Annotated in this window: 33 protein-coding genes and 2 pseudogenes; 30 read left to right on the top strand and 5 right to left on the bottom strand. The window is 52.8% G+C overall.

The features are described from left to right. Positions 1 to 134 precede the first annotated feature (134 nt). Together OGX66_RS23870 and ydfV are read right to left on the bottom strand one after the other, a co-directional pair. Positions 135 to 467: a FlxA-like family protein gene (locus OGX66_RS23870; RefSeq protein WP_001301033.1), complete on the bottom strand. Its 333-nt coding sequence runs from the start codon at positions 465 to 467 to the stop codon at positions 135 to 137. Positions 468 to 669: 202 nt separating this feature from the next. After that, a complete protein-coding gene (ydfV, locus tag OGX66_RS23865) occupies positions 670 to 975 on the bottom strand; it encodes a protein YdfV (RefSeq protein ID WP_286512396.1) in 306 nt (101 codons plus the stop codon). Positions 976 to 999: 24 nt separating this feature from the next. Here ydfV and relB point away from each other — a divergent pair, with 24 nt between their 5' ends. The 7 genes from relB to OGX66_RS23830 all read left to right on the top strand — a co-directional run bounded on the left by relB (position 1,000) and on the right by OGX66_RS23830 (position 4,383). After that, positions 1,000 to 1,239 carry a type II toxin-antitoxin system antitoxin RelB gene (relB, locus tag OGX66_RS23860; RefSeq protein ID WP_000534858.1) on the top strand — a complete coding sequence of 80 codons (240 nt, stop codon included), beginning with the start codon at positions 1,000 to 1,002 and terminating at the stop codon, positions 1,237 to 1,239. Further along, entirely contained in the window at positions 1,239 to 1,526 is a 288-nt protein-coding gene (gene relE / locus OGX66_RS23855; protein WP_000323025.1) for a type II toxin-antitoxin system mRNA interferase RelE, read from the top strand. The genes relB and relE overlap by 1 nt, the downstream gene beginning before the upstream one ends. Positions 1,527 to 1,597: 71 nt before the next feature. Continuing rightward, a complete protein-coding gene (gene hokD, locus OGX66_RS23850) occupies positions 1,598 to 1,753 on the top strand; it encodes a type I toxin-antitoxin system toxin HokD (protein ID WP_000813254.1) in 156 nt (51 codons plus the stop codon). Positions 1,754 to 1,969: 216 nt separating this feature from the next. Continuing rightward, positions 1,970 to 2,221, top strand: coding sequence for a protein Rem (gene rem / locus OGX66_RS23845; protein ID WP_000980994.1), 252 nt, complete (start codon positions 1,970 to 1,972; stop codon positions 2,219 to 2,221). Between the two features lie 66 nt (positions 2,222 to 2,287). Further along, positions 2,288 to 2,566: a hypothetical protein gene (locus OGX66_RS23840; protein ID WP_012304870.1), complete on the top strand. Its 279-nt coding sequence runs from the start codon at positions 2,288 to 2,290 to the stop codon at positions 2,564 to 2,566. 1 nt (position 2,567) lies between these two features. Next, a complete protein-coding gene (locus OGX66_RS23835) occupies positions 2,568 to 3,617 on the top strand; it encodes a DUF968 domain-containing protein (protein WP_001265198.1) in 1,050 nt (349 codons plus the stop codon). Between the two features lie 13 nt (positions 3,618 to 3,630). Continuing rightward, complete coding sequence (locus tag OGX66_RS23830; RefSeq protein WP_286512388.1) at positions 3,631 to 4,383, top strand: antitermination protein; 753 nt, start codon at positions 3,631 to 3,633, stop codon at positions 4,381 to 4,383. 226 nt (positions 4,384 to 4,609) lie between these two features. Here the strand turns inward: OGX66_RS23830 and ynfU are convergent, their stop codons facing one another. Then, on the bottom strand, positions 4,610 to 4,795 hold the full coding sequence (gene ynfU, locus OGX66_RS23825; protein ID WP_286512386.1) for a putative zinc-binding protein YnfU: 186 nt from the start codon (positions 4,793 to 4,795) through the stop codon (positions 4,610 to 4,612). 218 nt (positions 4,796 to 5,013) lie between these two features. Between ynfU and essD the strand changes: the two genes are divergently transcribed. The 6 genes and pseudogenes from essD (at position 5,014) to OGX66_RS23795 (ending at position 6,572) form a co-directional block, all read left to right on the top strand. Continuing rightward, a complete protein-coding gene (essD, locus tag OGX66_RS23820; protein ID WP_286512384.1) occupies positions 5,014 to 5,226 on the top strand; it encodes a phage lysis protein EssD in 213 nt (70 codons plus the stop codon). Positions 5,227 to 5,233: 7 nt separating this feature from the next. Then, positions 5,234 to 5,545, top strand: a complete 312-nt coding sequence (locus OGX66_RS23815) for a YdfR family protein (RefSeq protein WP_000189916.1) — start codon at positions 5,234 to 5,236, stop codon at positions 5,543 to 5,545. Then, the gene (locus OGX66_RS23810; RefSeq protein ID WP_286512381.1) at positions 5,542 to 6,075 is read left to right on the top strand and encodes a lysozyme; all 534 of its coding nucleotides are present in this window, start codon (positions 5,542 to 5,544) and stop codon (positions 6,073 to 6,075) included. The genes OGX66_RS23815 and OGX66_RS23810 overlap by 4 nt, the downstream gene beginning before the upstream one ends. A 70-nt stretch (positions 6,076 to 6,145) precedes the next feature. Continuing rightward, positions 6,146 to 6,292 (top strand): annotated as a pseudogene (locus OGX66_RS23805) (DUF2514 family protein); the annotation flags it as partial. After that, positions 6,264 to 6,474, top strand: a pseudogene (locus OGX66_RS23800) (hypothetical protein); the annotation flags it as partial. The pseudogenes OGX66_RS23805 and OGX66_RS23800, both read left to right, overlap by 29 nt. After that, positions 6,435 to 6,572: a GnsA/GnsB family addiction module toxin gene (locus OGX66_RS23795; protein ID WP_502873839.1), complete on the top strand. Its 138-nt coding sequence runs from the start codon at positions 6,435 to 6,437 to the stop codon at positions 6,570 to 6,572. The pseudogene OGX66_RS23800 and the gene OGX66_RS23795, both read left to right, overlap by 40 nt. Positions 6,573 to 6,723: 151 nt before the next feature. Here the strand turns inward: OGX66_RS23795 and OGX66_RS23790 are convergent, their stop codons facing one another. Beyond that, positions 6,724 to 7,134: a DUF1398 domain-containing protein gene (locus OGX66_RS23790; RefSeq protein ID WP_000373090.1), complete on the bottom strand. Its 411-nt coding sequence runs from the start codon at positions 7,132 to 7,134 to the stop codon at positions 6,724 to 6,726. Between the two features lie 57 nt (positions 7,135 to 7,191). Further along, positions 7,192 to 7,425, bottom strand: a complete 234-nt coding sequence (locus OGX66_RS23785) for a YlcI/YnfO family protein (RefSeq protein ID WP_001368374.1) — start codon at positions 7,423 to 7,425, stop codon at positions 7,192 to 7,194. A gap of 388 nt (positions 7,426 to 7,813) precedes the next feature. On the opposite strand from OGX66_RS23785, the gene OGX66_RS23780 reads away from it, so the two are divergent. Genes OGX66_RS23780 through OGX66_RS23700 form a run of 17 tightly spaced genes read left to right on the top strand, consistent with a single transcriptional unit; the run spans position 7,814 to position 21,747 of the window. Beyond that, positions 7,814 to 8,359, top strand: a complete 546-nt coding sequence (locus tag OGX66_RS23780; RefSeq protein ID WP_000453611.1) for a DNA-packaging protein — start codon at positions 7,814 to 7,816, stop codon at positions 8,357 to 8,359. Continuing rightward, complete coding sequence (locus OGX66_RS23775; protein ID WP_286512375.1) at positions 8,334 to 10,259, top strand: phage terminase large subunit family protein; 1,926 nt, start codon at positions 8,334 to 8,336, stop codon at positions 10,257 to 10,259. Before OGX66_RS23780 ends, OGX66_RS23775 begins: the two co-directional genes overlap by 26 nt. Then, on the top strand, positions 10,256 to 10,462 hold the full coding sequence (locus tag OGX66_RS23770) for a phage head-tail joining protein (protein ID WP_000198149.1): 207 nt from the start codon (positions 10,256 to 10,258) through the stop codon (positions 10,460 to 10,462). The genes OGX66_RS23775 and OGX66_RS23770 overlap by 4 nt, the downstream gene beginning before the upstream one ends. Beyond that, positions 10,459 to 12,060, top strand: a complete 1,602-nt coding sequence (locus OGX66_RS23765) for a phage portal protein (RefSeq protein ID WP_286512371.1) — start codon at positions 10,459 to 10,461, stop codon at positions 12,058 to 12,060. Before OGX66_RS23770 ends, OGX66_RS23765 begins: the two co-directional genes overlap by 4 nt. Further along, positions 12,041 to 13,360, top strand: a complete 1,320-nt coding sequence (locus tag OGX66_RS23760; protein ID WP_286512370.1) for a S49 family peptidase — start codon at positions 12,041 to 12,043, stop codon at positions 13,358 to 13,360. Before OGX66_RS23765 ends, OGX66_RS23760 begins: the two co-directional genes overlap by 20 nt. Before the next feature lie 9 nt (positions 13,361 to 13,369). After that, positions 13,370 to 13,702: a head decoration protein gene (locus OGX66_RS23755; RefSeq protein WP_286512368.1), complete on the top strand. Its 333-nt coding sequence runs from the start codon at positions 13,370 to 13,372 to the stop codon at positions 13,700 to 13,702. A gap of 55 nt (positions 13,703 to 13,757) precedes the next feature. After that, on the top strand, positions 13,758 to 14,783 hold the full coding sequence (locus OGX66_RS23750; protein WP_286512366.1) for a major capsid protein: 1,026 nt from the start codon (positions 13,758 to 13,760) through the stop codon (positions 14,781 to 14,783). A 41-nt stretch (positions 14,784 to 14,824) separates the two neighbouring features. After that, a complete protein-coding gene (locus OGX66_RS23745; RefSeq protein WP_000158868.1) occupies positions 14,825 to 15,220 on the top strand; it encodes a DNA-packaging protein FI in 396 nt (131 codons plus the stop codon). Between the two features lie 11 nt (positions 15,221 to 15,231). Continuing rightward, the gene (locus OGX66_RS23740) at positions 15,232 to 15,585 is read left to right on the top strand and encodes a head-tail joining protein (protein WP_000752994.1); all 354 of its coding nucleotides are present in this window, start codon (positions 15,232 to 15,234) and stop codon (positions 15,583 to 15,585) included. Positions 15,586 to 15,596: 11 nt separating this feature from the next. Beyond that, positions 15,597 to 16,175 (top strand): phage tail protein, encoded by a 579-nt coding sequence (locus tag OGX66_RS23735; RefSeq protein ID WP_032164853.1) that lies wholly within the window; start codon positions 15,597 to 15,599, stop codon positions 16,173 to 16,175. After that, positions 16,172 to 16,567 carry a phage minor tail U family protein gene (locus OGX66_RS23730; protein ID WP_000683117.1) on the top strand — a complete coding sequence of 132 codons (396 nt, stop codon included), beginning with the start codon at positions 16,172 to 16,174 and terminating at the stop codon, positions 16,565 to 16,567. Before OGX66_RS23735 ends, OGX66_RS23730 begins: the two co-directional genes overlap by 4 nt. A 7-nt stretch (positions 16,568 to 16,574) precedes the next feature. After that, a complete protein-coding gene (locus OGX66_RS23725; RefSeq protein ID WP_286512362.1) occupies positions 16,575 to 17,315 on the top strand; it encodes a phage tail protein in 741 nt (246 codons plus the stop codon). 15 nt (positions 17,316 to 17,330) lie between these two features. After that, positions 17,331 to 17,753: a phage tail assembly chaperone G gene (gpG, locus tag OGX66_RS23720; RefSeq protein ID WP_000479155.1), complete on the top strand. Its 423-nt coding sequence runs from the start codon at positions 17,331 to 17,333 to the stop codon at positions 17,751 to 17,753. Then, positions 17,735 to 18,169: a phage tail assembly protein T gene (locus OGX66_RS23715; protein ID WP_000459457.1), complete on the top strand. Its 435-nt coding sequence runs from the start codon at positions 17,735 to 17,737 to the stop codon at positions 18,167 to 18,169. Before gpG ends, OGX66_RS23715 begins: the two co-directional genes overlap by 19 nt. Beyond that, positions 18,162 to 20,723: a phage tail tape measure protein gene (locus tag OGX66_RS23710; RefSeq protein ID WP_072646392.1), complete on the top strand. Its 2,562-nt coding sequence runs from the start codon at positions 18,162 to 18,164 to the stop codon at positions 20,721 to 20,723. Before OGX66_RS23715 ends, OGX66_RS23710 begins: the two co-directional genes overlap by 8 nt. Then, positions 20,720 to 21,049 (top strand): phage tail protein, encoded by a 330-nt coding sequence (locus tag OGX66_RS23705; RefSeq protein ID WP_000847347.1) that lies wholly within the window; start codon positions 20,720 to 20,722, stop codon positions 21,047 to 21,049. The genes OGX66_RS23710 and OGX66_RS23705 overlap by 4 nt, the downstream gene beginning before the upstream one ends. Continuing rightward, positions 21,049 to 21,747, top strand: a complete 699-nt coding sequence (locus tag OGX66_RS23700) for a phage minor tail protein L (protein ID WP_001152622.1) — start codon at positions 21,049 to 21,051, stop codon at positions 21,745 to 21,747. Before OGX66_RS23705 ends, OGX66_RS23700 begins: the two co-directional genes overlap by 1 nt. Positions 21,748 to 21,749: the final 2 nt, after the last annotated feature.

Below are 21,749 nucleotides of genomic sequence, written 5' to 3'. Positions count from 1 at the left end.
AGACTAATTGGGAGTGCGTCCATTACTTATATCTTGTAATGTTAACTATCAGAAATGATACAAAGATAATATGTCTTTAAAGAAAAGGCTGATGGCGAAAAGTGGCCCGATGAGGGCCACAATACGGCTGTCACTTAGACGTAAATATCAATGGTGCCAGCGGTATTTGTATCGTCTTTTTTCTCTTCTTTTTTATCAGGCTGAACTGTCGCGTCTTCATTCTTTTTCTCTGCCTGCTGCCTTAACAACTGCTCCAGTTGAGCCCAGAGGCTTTCAATTTGCTTCTGTACCAATGCAGCCATTTCTTTTTTCTGCTGTGTCGTCATCCCCTCTTCCGATGAGATTTTCCCAAGCTTTTCAGTCAGCACCTGAATTTGTCTTGTGATTTTGGCTATTTCTGATGTTCCTTCCGGGGCGGAGTTGTTTGAAATAACGGTTGAGGTATTTCCCTGAATTGTGACAGACATAGATTTCTCCTTTTAAAAAAGCACTATCGGCATGTACAAAAAAATCTTTAATCGTATTTCTTGTGTCATTAATTGTTTGATGTTCAGATTGTTTTCCTCGCGGGCTGGCGCGCCTCAGAAAGTAAAGCTTGTTGACAGGGGTAAACGTTCGGCAATAATTTTCTGCCGCATGCGGGTGTTGCATAAAACGTGTTACGTTCCTTTATCGACAGGTCAGGTCACCGCTCACCCGCCGACGAGAAAGCAACACTGACATGCTAAAGCAAAAAATAGATGAATAAGTTGAGTTGTGCATATGTAGCCTGACCGTCACAAAGTATATGGTGTCTGTACCAGTAAGATGATGGCCGGACTCTTTAAAAACGAGCTGACTTGCACAATACAGGATGGACTTAGCAATGGCTGCTCCTGGCACAAAGCGGACAGTGATCACCGTTCTTACGACTACTTTCTGACTTCCTTCGTGACTTGCCCTAAGCATGTTGTAGTGCGATACTTGTAATGACATTTGTAATTACAAGAGGTGTAAGACATGGGTAGCATTAACCTGCGTATTGACGATGAACTTAAAGCGCGTTCTTACGCCGCGCTTGAAAAAATGGGTGTAACTCCTTCTGAAGCGCTTCGTCTCATGCTCGAGTATATCGCTGACAATGAACGCTTGCCGTTCAAACAGACACTCCTGAGTGATGAAGATGCTGAACTTGTGGAGATAGTGAAAGAACGGCTTCGTAATCCTAAGCCAGTACGTGTGACGCTGGATGAACTCTGATGGCGTATTTTCTGGATTTTGACGAGCGGGCACTAAAGGAATGGCGAAAGCTGGGCTCGACGGTACGTGAACAGTTGAAAAAGAAGCTGGTTGAAGTACTTGAGTCACCCCGGATTGAAGCAAACAAGCTCCGTGGTATGCCTGATTGTTACAAGATTAAGCTCCGGTCTTCAGGCTATCGCCTTGTATACCAGGTTATAGACGAGAAAGTTGTCGTTTTCGTGATTTCTGTTGGGAAAAGAGAACGCTCGGAAGTATATAGCGAGGCGGTCAAACGCATTCTCTGAACCAAAGCATGACATCTCTGTTTCGCACCGAAGGTGACACTTCTGCTTTGCGTTGACAGGAGAAGCAGGCTATGAAGCAGCAAAAGGCGATGTTAATCGCCCTGATCGTCATCTGTTTAACCGTCATAGTGACGGCACTGGTAACGAGGAAAGACCTCTGCGAGGTACGAATCCGAACCGGCCAGACGGAGGTCGCTGTCTTCACAGCTTACGAACCTGAGGAGTAAGAGACCCGGCGGGGGAGAAATCCCTCGCCACCTCTGATGTGGCAGGCATCCTCAACGCACCCGCACTTAACCCGCTTCGGCGGGTTTTTGTTTTTATTTTCAACGCGTTTGAAGTTCTGGACGGTGCCGGAATAGAATCAAAAATACTTAAGTAGCGCGCAGGGATAAGAGGGATGGTCCCTTAAAGGGGAGAGCTAATTATCCGGAAGGATTCTGATGATGAACATCGAAGAACTGCGTAAAATTTTTTGTGAAGATGGCCTCTATGCTGTGTGCGTTGAAAATGGAAATCTTGTTAGTCATTACCGCATTATGTGTTTGCGAAAGAATGGGGCTGCGTTAATTAATTTTGTGGATGCTCGGGTCACGGACGGATTTATCTTGCGCGAAGGTGAGTTTGTCACTTCATTACAGGCATTGAAAGAGATCGGAATAAAAGCTGGCTTTTCTGCTTTTTCAGGAGAATAAACTCATCTACAATCTTGCGCGGGGCTGAACTCCCGCTGAGTAACACCGTGCCACCGGAGAAAACCGATGGCACGCAACGCAAAATATTACAATTCTGATAATTCGCCCGTTCTTGCCTGCACGCACGGGCGGTATTCTCACGCATTCAAGTCTGAATGGTTCCAGCACCCTCCATGCACTGCAGAACAGGCCGAATGGCTGATTCATTCTTACCGCAGGCGCGGGTTCGAGGTTAAGAAAGCTCTCAGTCTCGACTATCGGCACTGGATAATCTCTGTCAGGCTGCCTTATTCCGAACGCCCACCACGTGCGTCCCGCACTTTCCAGCAACGGATCTGGAGGTAACGTGCGGGTATTACTTAGACCTGTTCTGGTGCCTGAGCTTGGGCTGGTGGTCCTTAAGCCGGGCCGTGAATCCATACAGATATTTCATAATCCTCGAGTGCTGGTGGAACCGGAACCAAAAAGCATGCGTAATCTGCCATCCGGAGTCGTTCCTGCCGTTCGCCAGCCGCTGGCGGAAGACAAAACATTGCTGCCGTTTTTTAGTAACGAACGGGTGATTCGTGCTGCTGGCGGCGTTGGCGCATTGTCCGACTGGCTATTACGTCATGTTACATCCTGCCAGTGGCCTAATGGCGATTACCATCACACTGAAACAGTCATTCACCGTTATGGTACCGGCGCAATGGTGTTGTGCTGGCACTGCGACAACCAACTGCGTGACCAGACATCGGAATCACTGGAGCTGCTTGCTCAACAAAATCTGACAGCATGGGTGATTGACGTCATCCGTCACGCAATAAGCGGTACGCAGGAGCGGGAATTATCTTTGGCTGAATTATCCTGGTGGGCGGTCTGCAATCAGGTGGTGGATGCACTACCTGAGGCTGTATCGCGTCGTTCGCTGGGATTACCAGCGGAAAAAATCTGCTCGGTGTACCGCGAAAGCGACATCGTACCGGGAGAGCAGACCGCCACCAGCATATTGAAACAACGCACAAAAAATCTTGCACCGTTGCCTTACGCCCACCAGCAACAAAAATCACCACAGGAAAAGACGGTGGTAAGCATCACCGTTGATCCAGAGTCTCCGGAATCTTTCATGAAGCTGCCTAAACGTCGCCGCTGGGTTAAGGAGAAATACACACGTTGGGTTAAGACACAGCCGTGTGCTTGCTGCGGTATGCCAGCCGACGATCCGCATCATCTGATTGGTCACGGGCAGGGCGGAATGGGAACAAAAGCACATGATCTCTTTGTGTTGCCTTTGTGCAGAAAGCATCACAACGAGCTGCATACGGATACAGTGGCATTTGAAGATAAGTATGGCTCCCAACTGGAGCTGATATTTCGTTTTATCGATCGCGCGCTGGCAATTGGCGTACTGGCGTAAGTGGAGAACGAGCATGAACCTTGAAGCCTTACCAAAATATTACTCCCCAAAATCTACAAAATTGAGCGATGACGCTCCAGCGACAGGCACCGGTTGTTTAACAATTACGGATGTAATGGCAGCGCAGGGGATGGTGCAGTCGAAAGCACCACTTGGGTTGGCCTTATTTCTGGCAAAAGTTGGTGTTCAGGACCCTCAGTTTGCGATTGAAGGCCTGCTAAATTACGCGATGGCACTGGATAACCCGATATTGAACAAATTGAGTGAAGAAATCCGGTTACAGATTATTCCTTACCTCGTGAGTTTTGCCTTTGCTGATTACTCCAGGTCTGCGGCAAGTAAGGCTCGCTGTGAGCATTGTTCAGGTACGGGATTTTATAATGTATTGCGCGAAGTGGTGAAACACTACAGACGCGGGGAATCTGTAATCAAGGAAGAATGGGTGAAGGAACTATGTCAGCATTGCCATGGTAAGGGCGAAACCAGCACAGCGTGCAGAGGGTGTAAGGGTAAAGGGATTGTTCTGGATGAAAAAAGAACCCGGTTTCATGGCGTACCGGTATATAAGATTTGTGGGCGTTGTAATGGAAACCGGTTTAGTCGTTTACCGACCACGCTGGCACGACGTCATGTCCAGAAGCTGGTACCAGACCTGACCGATTATCAGTGGTATAAGGGGTATGCGGACGTCATTGGTAAACTGGTAACAAAGTGCTGGCAGGAAGAAGCATACGCGGAAGCGCAATTGAGGAAGGTGACGAGATAAATGATTTTTGCTGAAGATGGCGACATTATGTTTGCATTTTTCAAAAAATATGGATAAAATTTTTTCAACGATGGGCTTTGTATACCCGACGTTAAGAAAAAGTAGAAAACCCGCTGATGAGCGGGTTTTGTGCTTTAAATGGGGCAATGGTAATGTTGAATCTCATCCCGGGACTCATGTCTGTTAACTTATTATTTAGCTGGTGACTTGGTTATTTGCCTGATGTTTAAAATGTTTTCTTCCAGGCTACAGCTTTAAGATTTGTCTGGAATACTTTGTTGCAATGAGGGCAGATCAAAAGGGCACCTTTTTGTACTCTTGAAAAACTGTGTTCTGACTCTTGGGTGCAGTTTGGGCAGGAACATTTAACGAGATAATTACGGCGTGATTTTGAGTCTTTACGTTCTGACATAGGCATTTCCTGTATAAATGGCCGTATACAGTACACTAAATATGAAAACATTTCTCGTATTATTATTTTATATATGATTTTCTTTCAAAATAATTACCCACATTTTTAATGTGTATGTTTTTTAGCGCCGTTGAGAACAACGTGTGCTGTCAAAACTACCCCGTAGACTCCGATCTTTTCAAACATATTGCACCATCCGTGTACATCGAGGTGAGGATATGAAATCAATGGATAAGTTAACAACAGGTGTTGCCTATGGCACATCGGCGGGTAATGCTGGTTTCTGGGCATTGCAGTTACTCGATAAAGTAACTCCGTCACAGTGGGCTGCAATCGGTGTGCTGGGTAGCCTGGTTTTTGGCCTGCTGACGTATCTGACAAATCTTTATTTCAAGATTAAAGAAGACAGGCGTAAGGCTGCGAGAGGATAGTAATCCAATGACTCAAGACTATGAACTGGTTGTGAAAGGAGTCCGTAATTTTGAGAATAAAGTTACGGTAACTGTAGCCTTACAGGACAAAGAACGCTTTGACGGTGAAATTTTTGACCTGGATGTCGCCATGGACCGTGTTGAAGGAGCTGCGCTGGAGTTTTATGAGGCAGCAGCCAGAAGGAGCGTCCGGCAAGTCTTCCTGGAAGTAGCAGAAAAATTGTCAGAAAAAGTTGAGTCTTATCTGCAGCATCAGTACTCCTTTAAGATTGAAAATCCTGCCAATAAGCACGAGCGTCCTCATCATAAATATCTATGAACACAAAAATCAGATACGGCCTGTCGGCTGCCGTTCTGGCGCTGATTGTTGCTGGCGCATCTGCTCCTCAGATACTTGACCAGTTTCTGGACGAAAAAGAAGGCAACCACACAATGGCATACCGCGATGGTTCTGGCATATGGACCATCTGTCGGGGTGCCACAGTGGTGGATGGAAAAACCGTTTTTCCCAATATGAAACTGTCGAAGGAAAAATGCGACCAGGTCAACGCCATTGAGCGTGATAAGGCGCTGGCATGGGTGGAGCGCAATATTAAAGTACCACTGACCGAACCACAAAAAGCGGGTATCGCGTCATTTTGTCCCTATAACATTGGCCCCGGTAAGTGTTTCCCGTCGACGTTTTATAAGCGGCTGAATGCTGGTGATCGTAAAGGTGCATGCGAAGCGATTCGCTGGTGGATTAAGGATGGCGGACGCGATTGCCGCATTCGTTCAAATAACTGTTACGGTCAGGTTATTCGTCGTGACCAGGAGAGCGCATTAACCTGCTGGGGGATAGAACAGTGAATCAGATATTCATGGTGATTTTTCTCGTGTTGTCAGGATTTATCGTCGGAAATGTCTGGAGCGACCGAGGATGGCAAAAAAATGGGCGGAACGTGATGCTGCCGCATTATCACAAGAGGTAAATGCTCAATTTGCTGCTCGAATAATTGAACAGGGGCGAACTATAGCCCGTGATGAGGCTGTTAAAGATGCGCAACAGAAATCTGCTGAAATTTCTGCCAGGGCTGCTTATCTGTCTGATAGTGTTAACCAGTTGCGTGCCGAAGCAAAAAAAATATGCCATACGCCTTGACGCAGCGAAGCATACCGCAGATCTTGCCGCTGCCGTCAGAGGCAAAACAACCAAAACCGCCGAAGGAATGCTCACCAACATGCTCGGAGATATTGCAGCAGAAGCTAAGAAAAAGACCGGGAAAGAAGTTACCAGTATTCAGTTTACCGCACGGGAAAAAATGACGGGTCTTGAAAGCTATGATGTCAAGATTAATTTAATCTGATGTATTCAATAATAAAATTTATCCATAAACCTCGTTTTTACGGGGTTTTGTTATATTTGAATGGTTCCGAATATCTAAATCACAATTGTTGATGGTTTTTATTAAACCAATGCAGTCCGGCTCAGGAGTGAGAGAAGCCGGACGTTATGGTTTAGCGTGGTAAGATCTGTGTAGTTTTCTGGATGCTTTCAGTAAATAGTAATGAATTATCAAAGGTATAGTAATATCTTTTTTGTTCGTGGATATTTGTAACCCACCGAAAAACTCCTGCTTTAGCAAGGTTTCTTCTGTATTCCTGAAATGTGATCTCTCTGGATTTCAGCTTATTAGAGGTCGTTTCTATAAGATGCCTATCCTTTGAAAATTTGACAGACACAATGTTTTTTAGGCCCTTTAATAACACTGTATTATCATTTTTTAATACAATATGAACATTCTCTGTGGCTAAATAGTAAATGTAATGTGAGACATTGTGACGTTTTAGCTCAGAATAAAACCATTGATAGTTTAAATCGTTTCGAACTTTATCAAATATTTGTTTAAAAATGACTACCTGATCCATAGATAAACCTTCCATGTGATATGAGGGGGCGTAGTCTGCACGATTATCTAAATTGCTTCAATCTGGTCTGACCTGTTTTCTGAGCAATTCAGTAATGTCACTCTTTTCTTTGTTTGCTTCAGAAGAAACTCTTTTTTCTGAGCACAGTCTCCGGCGGCAGGCTTCAATGACCCAGGCTGAGAAATTCCCGGACCCTTTTTGCTCAAGAGCGATGTTAATTTGTTCAATCATTTGGTTAGGAAAGCGGATGTTGCGGGTTGTTGTTCTGCGGGTTCTGTTCTTCGTTGACATGAGGTTGTCCCGTATTCAGTGTCGCTGATTTGTATTGTCTGAAGTTGTTTTTACGTTAAGTTGATGCAGATCAATTAATACGATATCTGCGTCATAATTGATTATTTGACGTGGTTTGATGGCGTAGATGCACGTTGTGACATGCAGATGATAATTATTATCATTTTGCGGGTCCTTTCCGGCGATCCGACAGGTTACGGGGCGGCGACCTCGCGGGTTTTCGCTATTTATGAAAATTTTCCGGTTTAAGGCGTTTCCGTTCTTCTTCGTCGTAACTTGATGTTTTTATTTAAAATACCCTCTGAAAAGAAAGGGAACGACAGGTGCTGAAAACGAGCTTTTGGGCCTCTGTCGTTTCCTTTCTCTGTTTTTGGCCGTGGAATGAACAATGGAAGTCAACAAAAAGCAGCTGGCTGACATTTTCGGTGCGAGTATCCGTACCATTCAGAACTGGCAGGAACAGGGAATGCCCGTTCTGCGAGGCGGTGGCAAGGGTAATGAGGTGCTTTATGACTCTGCCGCCGTTATAAGATGGTATGCCGAAAGGGATGCTGAAATTGAGAACGAAAAGCTGCGCCGGGAAGTTGAAGAACTGCGGCAGGCCAGCGAGACAGATCTCCAGCCAGGGACTATTGAGTACGAACGCCATCGACTTACGCGTGCGCAGGCCGACGCACAGGAGCTGAAAAATGCCAGAGACTCCGCTGAAGTGGTGGAAACCGCATTCTGTACTTTCGTGCTGTCGCGGATCGCAGGTGAAATTGCCAGTATTCTCGACGGGATCCCCCTGTCGGTGCAGCGGCGTTTTCCGGAACTGGAAAACCGACATGTTGATTTCCTGAAACGGGATATCATCAAAGCCATGAACAAAGCAGCCGCGCTGGATGAACTGATACCGGGGTTGCTGAGTGAATATATCGAACAGTCAGGTTAACAGGCTGCGGCATTTTGTCCGCGCCGGGCTTCGCTCACTGTTCAGGCCGGAGCCACAGACCGCCGTTGAATGGGCGGATGCTAATTACTATCTCCCGAAAGAATCCGCATACCAGGAAGGGCGCTGGGAAACACTGCCCTTTCAGCGGGCCATCATGAATGCGATGGGCAGCGACTACATCCGCGAGGTGAATGTGGTGAAGTCTGCCCGTGTCGGTTATTCCAAAATGCTGCTGGGTGTTTATGCCTACTTTATAGAGCATAAGCAGCGCAACACACTTATCTGGTTGCCGACGGATGGTGATGCCGAGAACTTTATGAAAACCCACGTTGAGCCGACCATCCGCGATATTCCGTCGCTGCTGGCGATGGCTCCGTGGTATGGCAAAAAGCACCGGGATAACACGCTCACTATGAAGCGTTTTTCCAATGGTCGTGGCTTCTGGTGCCTGGGCGGTAAAGCGGCAAAAAACTACCGTGAAAAGTCGGTGGATGTGGCGGGTTATGATGAACTTGCTGCCTTTGATGAGGATATTGAACAGGAAGGCTCTCCGACGTTCCTTGGCGACAAACGTATTGAAGGCTCGGTCTGGCCAAAGTCCATCCGTGGCTCCACGCCCAAAGTGAGAGGCACCTGCCAGATTGAGCGTGCAGCCAGTGAATCCCCGCATTTTATGCGTTTTCATGTTGCCTGCCCGCACTGCGGGGAGGAGCAGTATCTTAAATTTGGCGACAAAGAGACGCCGTTTGGCCTCAAATGGACGCCGGATGACCCCTCCAGCGTGTTTTATCTCTGCGAGCATAATGCCTGCGTCATCCGCCAGCAGGAGCTGGACTTCACTGATGCCCGTTATATCTGCGAAAAGACCGGGATCTGGACCCGTGATGGCATTCTCTGGTTTTCGTCATCCGGTGAAGAGATTGAGCCGCCGGACAGCGTGACCTTTCACATCTGGACGGCGTACAGCCCGTTCACCACCTGGGTGCAGATTGTCAAAGACTGGATGAAAACGAAAGGGGATACGGGAAAACGTAAAACCTTCGTAAACACCACGCTCGGTGAGACGTGGGAGGCGAAAATTGGCGAACGTCCGGATGCTGAAGTGATGGCAGAGCGGAAAGAGCATTATTCAGCGCCCGTTCCTGACCGTGTGGCTTACCTGACCGCCGGTATCGACTCCCAGCTGGACCGCTACGAAATGCGTGTATGGGGATGGGGGCCGGGTGAGGAAAGCTGGCTGATTGACCGGCAGATTATTATGGGTCGCCACGACGATGAACAGACGCTGCTGCGTGTGGATGAGGCCATCAATAAAACCTATACCCGCCGGAATGGTGCAGAAATGTCGGTATCCCGTATCTGCTGGGATACTGGCGGGATTGACCCGACCATTGTGTATGAACGCTCGAAAAAACATGGGCTGTTCCGGGTGATCCCCATTAAAGGGGCATCCGTCTACGGAAAGCCGGTGGCCAGCATGCCACGTAAGCGAAACAAAAACGGGGTTTACCTTACCGAAATCGGTACGGATACCGCGAAAGAGCAGATTTATAACCGCTTCACACTGACGTCGGAAGGGGATGAACCGCTTCCCGGTGCCGTTCACTTCCCGAATAACCCGGATATTTTTGATCTGACCGAAGCGCAGCAGCTGACTGCTGAAGAGCAGGTCGAAAAATGGGTGGATGGCAGGAAAAAAATACTGTGGGACAGCAAAAAGCGACGCAATGAGGCGCTCGACTGCTTCGTTTATGCGCTGGCGGCGCTGCGCATCAGTATTTCCCGCTGGCAGCTGGATCTCAGTGCACTGCTGGCGAGCCTGCAGGAAGAGGATGGTGCAGCAACCAACAAGAAAACACTGGCAGATTACGCCCGTGCCTTATCCGGAGAGGATGAATGACGCGACAGGAAGAACTTGCCGCTGCCCGTGCGGCACTGCATGACCTGATGACAGGTAAGCGGGTGGCAACGGTACAGAAAGACGGACGGCGAGTGGAGTTTACGGCCACTTCCGTGTCTGACCTGAAAAAATACATTGCGGAGCTGGAAGTGCAGACCGGCATGACACAGCGACGCAGGGGACCTGCAGGATTTTATGTATGAAAACGTCCACCATTCCCACCCTTCTGGGGCCGGACGGCATGACATCGCTGCGTGAATATGCCGGTTATCACGGCGGTGGCAGCGGATTTGGTGGGCAGTTGCGGGCGTGGAACCCACCGGGTGAAAGTGTGGATGCAGCCCTGCTGCCCAACTTTACCCGTGGCAATGCCCGCGCAGACGATCTGGTACGCAATAACGGCTATGCTGCCAACGCCATCCAGCTGCATCAGGATCATATCGTCGGGTCTTTTTTCCGGCTCAGTCATCGCCCAAGCTGGCGCTATCTGGGCATCGGGGAGGAAGACGCCCGTGCCTTTTCCAGCGAGGTTGAAGCGGCATGGAAAGAGTTTGCCGAGGATGACTGCTGCTGCATTGACGTTGAGCGAAAACGCACGTTTACCATGATGATTCGGGAAGGTGTGGCCATGCACGCCTTTAACGGTGAACTGTTCGTTCAGGCCACCTGGGATACCAGTTCGTCGCGGCTTTTCCGGACACAGTTCCGGATGGTCAGCCCGAAGCGCATCAGCAACCCGAACAATACCGGCGACAGCCGGAACTGCCGTGCCGGTGTGCAGATTAATGACAGCGGTGCGGCGCTGGGATATTACGTCAGCGAGGACGGGTATCCTGGCTGGATGCCGCAGAAATGGACATGGATACCCAGTGAGTTACCCGGCGGGCGCGCCTCGTTCATTCACGTTTTTGAACCCGTGGAGGACGGGCAGACTCGCGGTGCAAATGTGTTTTACAGCGTGATGGAGCAGATGAAGATGCTCGACACGCTGCAGAACACGCAGCTGCAGAGCGCCATTGTGAAGGCGATGTATGCCGCCACCATTGAGAGTGAGCTGGATACGCAGTCAGCGATGGATTTTATTCTGGGCGCGAACAGTCAGGAGCAGCGGGAAAGGCTGACCGGCTGGATTGGTGAAATTGCCGCGTATTACGCCGCAGCGCCGGTCCGGCTGGGAGGCGCAAAAGTACCGCACCTGATGCCGGGTGACTCACTGAACCTGCAGACGGCTCAGGATACGGATAACGGCTACTCCGTGTTTGAGCAGTCACTGCTGCGGTATATCGCTGCCGGGCTGGGTGTCTCGTATGAGCAGCTTTCCCGGAATTACGCCCAGATGAGCTACTCCACGGCACGGGCCAGTGCGAACGAGTCGTGGGCGTACTTTATGGGGCGGCGAAAATTCGTCGCATCCCGTCAGGCGAGCCAGATGTTTCTGTGCTGGCTGGAAGAGGCCATCGTTCGCCGCGTGGTGACGTTACCTTCAAAAGCGCGCTTCAGTTTTCAGGAAGCCCGCAGTGCCTGGGGGAACTGCGACTGGATAGGCTCCGGTCGTATGGCCATCGATGGTCTGAAAGAAGTTCAGGAAGCGGTGATGCTGATAGAAGCCGGACTGAGCACCTACGAGAAAGAGTGCGCGAAACGCGGTGACGACTATCAGGAAATTTTTGCCCAGCAGGTCCGTGAAACGATGGAGCGCCGCGCAGCTGGTCTTAAACCGCCCGCCTGGGCGGCTGCAGCATTTGAATCCGGGCTACGACAATCAACAGAGGAGGAGAAGAGTGACAGCAGCGCTGCGTAATCTCCCGCATATTGCCAGCATGGCCTTTAATGAGCCGCTGATGCTTGAACCCGCCTATGCGCGGGTTTTCTTTTGTGCGCTTGCAGGCCAGCTTGGGATCAGCCGCCTGACGGATGCGGTGTCCGGTGACAGCCTGGTTGCCGGAGAGGCACCCGCGACGCTGGCGTTATCCGGTGATGATGACGGACCACGACAGGCCCGCAGTTATCAGGTCATGAACGGCATCGCCGTGCTGCCGGTGTCCGGCACGCTGGTCAGCCGGACGCGGGCGCTGCAGCCGTATTCGGGAATGACCGGTTACAACGGCATTATCGCCCGTCTGCAACAGGCTGCCAGGGACCCGATGGTGGACGGCATTCTGCTCGATATGGACACGCCCGGCGGAATGGTGGCAGGGGCATTTGACTGCGCTGACATCATCGCCCGTGTGCGTGACATAAAGCCGGTATGGGCGCTGGCCAATGACATGAACTGCAGTGCAGGGCAGTTGCTTGCCAGCGCCGCCTCCCGGCGTCTGGTCACGCAGACCGCCCGGACAGGCTCCATCGGCGTCATGATGGCTCACAATAATTACGGTGCTGCGCTGGAGAAACAGGGCGTGGAAATCACGCTGATTTACAGCGGCAGCCATAAGGTGGATGGCAACCCCTACAGCCATCTTCCGGATGACGTCCGGGAGACACTGCAGTCCCGGATGGATGCAACCCGCCAGATGTTTGCGCAGAAGGTGTCGGCATATACCGGCCTGTCCGTGCAGGCTGTGCTGGATACCGAGGCTGCAGTGTACAGCGGTCAGGAGGCCATTGATGCCGGACTGGCTGATGAACTTGTCAACAGCACCGATGCGATCACCGTTATGCGTGATGCACTGGATGCACGTAAATCCCGTCTCTCAGGAGGGCGAATGACCAAAGAGATTCAATCAACAACTGTTTCAGCCACTGCTTCGCAGGCTGACGTTACTGACGTGGTGCCAGCGACGGAGGGCGAAAACGCCAGCGCGGCGCAGCCGGACGTGAACGCGCAGATCACCGCTGCGGTTGCGGCAGAAAACAGCCGCATTATGGGGATCCTCAACTGTGAGGAGGCTCACGGACGCGAAGAACAGGCCCGCGTGCTGGCAGAAACCCCCGGTATGACCGTGGAAACGGCCCGCCGCATTCTGGCAGCTGCACCACAGAGTGCACAGGCGCGCAGTGACACTGCGCTGGATCGTCTGATGCAGGGGGCACCGGCACCGCTGGCTGCAGGTAACCCGGCATCTGATGCCGTTAACGATTTGCTGAACACACCAATGTAAGGGATGTTTATGACGAGCAAAGAAACCTTTACCCATTACCAGCCGCTGGGCAACAGTGACCCGGCACATACGGCAACCGCGCCCGGCGGATTGAGTGCGAAATCGCCTGCAATGACCCCGCTGATGCTGGATACCTCCACCAGTAAGCTGGTTGCGTGGGATGGCACCACCGACGGTGCTGCCGTTGGCATTCAGGCGGTTGATGCTGACCAGACCAGCACCACGCTGACGTTCTACAAGTCCGGCACGTTCCGTTATGAGGATGTGCTCTGGCCGGAGGCTGCCAGCGACGAGACGAAAAAACGGACCGCGTTTGCCGGAACGGCAATCAGCATCGTTTAACCTGACCCTTCATCACTAAAGGCCGCCTGTGCGGCTTTTTTTACGGGATTTTTTTATGTCGATGTACACAACCGCCCAGCTGCTGGCGGCAAATGAGCAGAAATTTAAGTTTGATCCGCTGTTTCTGCGTCTCTTTTTCCGTGAGAGCTATCCCTTCACTACGGAGAAAGTCTATCTCTCACAAATTCCGGGACTGGTAAACATGGCGCTGTACGTTTCGCCGATTGTTTCCGGTGAGGTTATCCGTTCCCGTGGCGGCTCCACCTCTGAATTTACGCCGGGATATGTCAAACCCAAGCATGAAGTGAATCCGCAGATGACCCTGCGTCGCCTGCCGGATGAAGATCCGCAGAATCTGGCGGACCCGGCTTACCGCCGCCGTCGCATCATCCTGCAGAACATGCGTGACGAAGAGTTGGCCATTGCTCAGGTCGAAGAGATGCAGGCCGTTTCTGCCGTGCTCAAGGGCAAATACACCATGACCGGTGAAGCCTTCGATCCGGTTGAGGTGGATATGGGCCGCAGTGCGGCGAACAACATCACGCAGTCCGGCGTCACGGAGTGGAGCAAGCGTGACAAGTCCACGTATGACCCGACCGACGATATCGAAGCCTACGCGCTGAACGCCAGCGGCGTGGTGAATATCATCGTGTTTGATCCGAAAGGCTGGGCGCTGTTCCGTTCCTTCAAAGCCGTCAAGGAGAAGCTGGATACCCGTCGCGGCTCTCATTCCGAGCTGGAGACAGCGGTGAAAGCCCTGGGTAAAGCGGTGTCCTATAAGGGGATGTATGGCGATGTGGCCATCGTCGTGTATTCCGGACAGTACGTGGAAAACGGCGTCAAAAAGAACTTCCTGCCGGACAACACGATGGTGCTGGGTAACACTCATGCACGCGGTCTGCGCACCTATGGCTGTATTCAGGATGCGGATGCATTGAGTGAGGGTATTAATGCGTCTCCCCGTTATCCGAAAAACTGGAAGACATCCGGCGATCCGGCGCGAGAGTTCACCATGATTCAGTCAGCACCGCTGATGCTGCTGGCTGATCCTGATGAGTTCGTGTCCGTTCAACTGGCGTAATCATGGCCCTTCGGGGCCATTTTCTCTCTGTGGAGGAGTCCATGACGAAAGATGAACTGATTGCCCGTCTTCAGGTGCTGGGTGAGCAACTGAACCGTGATGTCAGCCTGACGGGGACGAAAGAAGAACTGGCGCTCCGTGTGGCAGAGCTGGAAGAGGAGCTTGATGACACGGATGACGCTGCCGGTCAGGACACATCTGTCAGCCCGGAAAATGCGCTGACCGGACATGAAAATGAGGTGGTATCAGCGCAGCCGGATACCGTGACTGATACGGCTGATCTGGTCACGGTTGTGGCACTGGTGACGCTGCATACTGATGCACTTCACGCCACGCGGGATGAGGCTGTGGCATTTGTGCTGCCGGGAACGGCGTTCCGTGTCTCTGCCGGTGTGGCAGCTGAAATGACAGAGCGCGGCCTGGCCAGAATGCAATAACGGGAGGCGCTGTGGCTGATTTCGATAACCTGTTCGATGCTGCCATTGCCCGCGCCGATGAAACGATACGCGGGTACATGGGAACGTCAGCCACCATGACATCCGGTGAGCAGTCCGGCGCAGTAATACGTGGTGTTTTTGATGACCCTGAAAATATCAGCTATGCCGGACAGGGCGTACGCGTTGAAGGCTCCAGCCCGTCCCTGTTTGTCCGGACTGATGATGTGCGGCAGCTGCGGCGCGGCGACACGCTGACCATCGGTGAGGAAAACTTCTGGATAGACCGGATTTCGCCGGATGATGGCGGAAGCTGTCATCTCTGGCTTGGGCGGGGCGTACCGCCTGCCGTTAACCGTCGCCGCTGAAAGGGGGATGTATGGCCATAAAAGGTCTTGAGCAGGCCGTTGAAAACCTCAGCCGTATCAGCAGAACGGCGGTGCCCGGTGCCGCCGCAATGGCCATTAACCGCGTTGCGTCATCCGCGATATCGCAGTCGGCGTCACAGGTTGCCCGTGAGACAAAGGTACGCCGGAAACTGGTAAAGGAAAGGGCCTGGCTGAAAAGGGCCACGGTCAAAAATCCGCAGGCCAGAATCAGGGTTAACCGGGGGGATTTGCCCGTAATAAAGCTGGGTAACGCGCGGATTGTCCTGTCCCGACGCAGGCGTCGTAAAAAGGGGCAGCGTTCAGCCCTGAAAGGTGGCGGCAGCGTGCTTGTGGTGGGAAACCGTCGTATTCCCGGCGCGTTTATTCAGCAACTGAAAAATGGCCGCTGGCATGTCATGCAGCGTGTGGCCGGGAAAAACCGTTACCCCATTGATGTGGTGAAAATCCCGATGGCGGTGCCGCTGACCACGGCGTTTAAACAGAATATTGAGCGGATACGGCGTGAGCGTCTTCCGAAAGAGCTGGGCTATGCGCTGCAGCATCAACTGAGGATGGTAATAAAGCGATGAAACATACTGAACTCCGTGCAGCCGTACTGGATGCACTGGAGAAGCATGACACCGGGGCGACGTTTTTTGATGGTCGCCCCGCTGTTTTTGATGAGGAAGATTTTCCGGCAGTTGCCGTTTATCTCACCGGCGCTGAATACACGGGCGAAGAGCTGGACAGCGATACCTGGCAGGCGGAGCTGCATATCGAAGTTTTCCTGCCTGCTCAGGTGCCGGATTCAGAGCTGGATTCGTGGATGGAGTCCCGGATTTATCCGGTGATGAGCGATATCCCGGCACTGTCAGATTTGATCACCAGTATGGTGGCCAGTGGCTATGACTACCGGCGCGACGATGATGCGGGCCTGTGGAGTTCTGCCGATCTGACGTATGTCATTACCTATGAAATGTGAGGACGATATGCCTGTACCAAATCCAGCAATACCGGTGAAAGGTGCCGGAACCACCCTGTGGGTTTATAAGGGGAACGGTGACCCTTATGCGAACCCGCTTTCAGACGTTGACTGGTCGCGTCTGGCTAAAGTTAAAGACCTGACGCCCGGCGAACTGACCGCTGAGTCCTATGACGACAGCTATCTCGATGATGAAGATGCAGACTGGACCGCGACCGGGCAGGGGCAGAAATCTGCCGGAGATACCAGCTTCACGCTGGCGTGGATGCCCGGAGAGCAGGGGCAGCAGGCGCTGCTGGTGTGGTTTAATGAAGGCGATACCCGTGCCTATAAAATCCGCTTCCCGAACGGCACTGTCGATGTGTTCCGTGGCTGGATCAGCAGTATCGGTAAGGCGGTGACGGCGAAGGAAGTGATCACCCGCACGGTGAAAGTCACCAATGTGGGACGTCCGTCGATGGCAGAAGATCGCAGCACGGTAACAGCGGCAACCGGTATGACCGTGACGCCAGCCAGCGCTTCCGTAGTGAAAGGGAATAGCACCACGCTGACCGTGGCATTCCAGCCGGAAGGCGCAACCGACAAGAGCTTCCGTGCGGTGTCAGCGGATAAAACAAAAGCCACCGTGTCGGTCAGTGGTATGACCATCACCGTGAATGGCGTTGCTGCAGGTAAGGTCAAGATTCCGGTCGTATCCGGTAATGGTGAGTTTGCTGCGGTTGCAGAAATCACCGTCACCGCCAGTTAATCCGGAGAGTCAGAGATGTTCCTGAAAACCGAATCATTTGAACATAACGGTGTGACCGTCACGCTTTCTGAACTGTCAGCCCTGCAGCGTATTGAGCATCTCGCCCTGATGAAACGGCAGGCAGAACAGGCGGAGTCAGACAGCAATCGGAAGTTTACTGTGGAAGACGCCATCAGAACCGGCGCGTTTCTGGTGGCGATGTCCCTGTGGCATAACCATCCGCAGAAGACGCAGATGCCGTCCATGAATGAAGCCGTTAAACAGATTGAGCAGGAAGTGCTTACCACCTGGCCCACGGAGGCAATTTCTCATGCTGAAAACGTGGTGTACCGGCTGTCCGGTATGTATGAGTTTGTTGTGAATAATACCCCTGAACAGACAGAGGACGCCGGGCCTGCAGAGCCTGTTTCTGCGGGAAAGTGTTCGACGGTGAGCTGAGTTTTGCCCTGAAACTGGCGCGTGAGATGGGGCGACCCGACTGGCGTGCCATGCTTGCCGGGATGTCATCCACGGAGTATGCCGACTGGCACCGCTTTTACAGTACCCATTATTTTCATGATGTTCTGCTGGATATGCACTTTTCCGGGCTGACGTACACCGTGCTCAGCCTGTTTTTCAGCGATCCGGATATGCATCCGCTGGATTTCAGTCTGCTTAACCGGCGCGAGGCTGACGAAGAGCCTGAAGATGATGTGCTGATGCAGAAAGCGGCAGGGCTTGCCGGAGGTGTCCGCTTTGGCCCGGACGGGAATGAAGTTATCCCTGCTTCCCCGGATGTGGCGGACATGACGGAGGATGACGTAATGCTGATGACAGTATCAGAAGGGATCGCAGGAGGAGTCCGGTATGGCTGAACCGGTAGGCGATCTGGTCGTTGATTTAAGTCTGGATGCGGCCAGATTTGACGAGCAGATGGCCAGAGTCAGGCGTCATTTTTCCGGTACGGAAACTGATGCGAAAAAAACAGCGGCAGTCGTTGAACAGTCGCTGAGCCGACAGGCGCTGGCTGCACAGAAAGCGGGGATTTCCGTCGGGCAGTATAAAGCCGCCATGCGTATGCTGCCTGCACAGTTCACCGACGTGGCCACGCAGCTTGCAGGCGGGCAAAGTCCGTGGCTGATCCTGCTGCAACAGGGGGGTCAGGTGAAGGACTCCTTCGGCGGGATGATCCCCATGTTCCGGGGGCTTGCCGGTGCGATCACCCTGCCGATGGTCGGGGCCACCTCGCTGGCGGTGGCAACCGGTGCGCTGGCGTATGCCTGGTATCAGGGTAACTCAACCCTGTCCGATTTCAACAAAACGCTGGTCCTTTCCGGTAATCAGTCGGGTCTGACGGCAGATCGTATGCTGGTCCTGTCCAGAGCCGGGCAGGCGGCAGGGCTGACGTTTAACCAGACCAGCGAGTCACTCAGTGCACTGGTTAAGGCGGGGGTAAGCGGTGAGGCTCAGATTGCGTCCATCAGCCAGAGTGTGGCGCGTTTCTCTTCTGCATCCGGTGTGGAGGTGGACAAGGTCGCTGAAGCCTTCGGGAAGCTGACCACTGACCCGACGTCGGGGCTGACGGCGATGGCGCGCCAGTTCCATAACGTGACGGCGGAGCAGATTGCGTATGTTGCTCAGTTGCAGCGTTCCGGCGATGAAGCCGGGGCATTGCAGGCGGCGAACGAAGCCGCAACGAAAGGGTTTGATGACCAGACCCGCCGCCTGAAAGAGAACATGGGCACGCTGGAGACCTGGGCAGACAGGACAGCGCGGGCATTCAAATCCATGTGGGATGCGGTGCTGGATATTGGTCGTCCTGATACCGCGCAGGAGATGCTGATTAAGGCAGAGGCTGCGTTTAAGAAAGCAGACGACATCTGGAATCTGCGCAAGGATGATTATTTTGTTAACGATGAAGCGCGGGCGCGTTACTGGGATGATCGTGAAAAGGCCCGTCTTGCGCTTGAAGCCGCCCGAAAGAAGGCTGAGCAGCAGACTCAACAGGACAAAAATGCGCAGCAGCAGAGCGATACCGAAGCGTCACGGCTGAAATATACCGAAGAGGCGCAGAAGGCTTACGAACGGCTGCAGACGCCGCTGGAGAAATATACCGCCCGTCAGGAAGAACTGAACAAGGCACTGAAAGACGGGAAAATTCTGCAGGCGGATTACAACACGCTGATGGCGGCGGCGAAAAAGGATTATGAAGCGACGCTGAAAAAGCCGAAACAGTCCGGCGTGAAGGTGTCTGCGGGCGATCGTCAGGAAGACAGTGCTCATGCTGCCCTGCTGACGCTTCAGGCAGAACTCCGGACGCTGGAGAAGCATGCCGGAGCAAATGAGAAAATCAGCCAGCAGCGCCGGGATTTGTGGAAGGCGGAGAGTCAGTTCGCGGTACTGGAGGAGGCGGCGCAACGTCGCCAGCTGTCTGCACAGGAGAAATCCCTGCTGGCGCATAAAGATGAGACGCTGGAGTACAAACGCCAGCTGGCTGCACTTGGCGACAAGGTTACGTATCAGGAGCGCCTGAACGCGCTGGCGCAGCAGGCGGATAAATTCGCACAGCAGCAACGGGCAAAACGGGCCGCCATTGATGCGAAAAGCCGGGGGCTGACTGACCGGCAGGCAGAACGGGAAGCCACGGAACAGCGCCTGAAGGAACAGTATGGCGATAATCCGCTGGCGCTGAATAACGTCATGTCAGAGCAGAAAAAGACCTGGGCGGCTGAAGACCAGCTTCGCGGGAGCTGGATGGCAGGCCTGAAGTCCGGCTGGAGTGAGTGGGAAGAGAGCGCCACGGACAGTATGTCGCAGGTTAAAAGTGCAGCCACGCAGACCTTTGATGGTATTGCACAGAATATGGCGGCGATGCTGACCGGCAGTGAGCAGAACTGGCGCAGCTTCACCCGTTCCGTGCTGTCCATGATGACAGAAATTCTGCTTAAGCAGGCAATGGTGGGGATTGTCGGGAGTATCGGCAGCGCCATTGGCGGTGCTGCCAGTGGTGGAGCATCCGCGTCAGGCGGTACAGCCATTCAGGCCGCTGCGGCGAAATTCCGTTTTGCGACCGGGGGATTTACGGGAACCGGCGGCAAATATGAGCCAGCGGGGATTGTTCACCGTGGTGAATTTGTCTTCACGAAGGAGGCAACCAGCCGGATTGGTGTCGGCAACCTGTACCGCCTGATGCGGGGCTATGCGGAAGGTGGTTATGTGGGCGGTGCCGGAAGTCCGGCGCAGATGCGGCGGGCTGAAGGCATTAATTTTAATCAGAACAATCACGTGGTGATTCAGAACGACGGTACGAATGGTCTGCCAGGTCCACAGATGATGAAGGCAGTGTATGACATGGCCCGCAAGGGTGCCCGTGATGAAATTCAGACACAGATGCGTGATGGTGGCCTGTTCTCCGGAGGTGGACGATGAAAACCTTCCGCTGGAAAGTGAAACCCGGTATGGATGTGGCTTCGGCCCCTTCTGTAAGAAAGGTGCGCTTTGGTGATGGCTATTCTCAGCGAGCGCCTGCCGGGCTGAATGCCAACCTGAAAACGTACAGCGTGACGCTTTCTGTCCCCCGTGAGGAGGCCACGGTACTGGAGTCGTTTCTGGAAGAGCACGGGGGCTGGAAATCCTTTCTGTGGACGCCGCCTTATGAGTGGCGGCAGATAAAGGTGACCTGCGCAAAATGGTCGTCGCGGGTCAGTATGCTGCGTGTTGAGTTCAGCGCAGAGTTTGAACAGGTGGTGAACTGATGCAGGATATCCGGCAGGAAACACTGAATGAATGCACCCGTGCGGAGCAGTCGGCCAGCGTGGTGCTCTGGGAAATCGACCTGACAGAGGTCGGTGGAGAACGTTATTTTTTCTGTAATGAGCAGAACGAAAAAGGTGAGCCGGTCACCTGGCAGGGGCGACAGTATCAGCCGTATCCCATTCAGGGGAGTGGTTTTGAACTGAATGGCAAAGGCACCAGTACGCGCCCCACACTGACGGTTTCTAACCTGTACGGTATGGTCACCGGGATGGCGGAAGATCTGCAGAGTCTGGTCGGTGGAACGGTGGTCCGGCGTAAGGTTTACGCCCGTTTTCTGGATGCGGTGAACTTCGTCAACGGAAACAGTGGCGCCGATCCGGAGCAGGAGGTGATCAGCCGCTGGCGCATTGAGCAGTGCAGCGAACTGAGCGCGGTGAGTGCCTCTTTTGTACTGTCCACGCCGACGGAAACGGACGGTGCTGTTTTTCCGGGACGTATCATGCTGGCCAACACCTGCACCTGGACCTATCGCGGTGATGAGTGCGGTTATCACGGTCCGGCAGTCGCGGATGAATATGACCAGCCAACGTCCGATATCACGAAGGATAAATGCAGCAAATGCCTGAGCGGTTGTAAGTTCCGCAATAACGTCGGCAACTTTGGCGGCTTCCTTTCCATTAACAAACTTTCGCAGTAAAT

The sequence above is a fragment of the Citrobacter sp. Cf072 genome, from assembly GCF_030334485.1.
In the GTDB taxonomy this organism is placed as follows: Bacteria; Pseudomonadota; Gammaproteobacteria; order Enterobacterales; family Enterobacteriaceae; genus Citrobacter; species Citrobacter freundii.
Note: the sequence above shows the minus strand (reverse complement) of the source record. Positions and strands in the feature narration are given on the sequence as shown.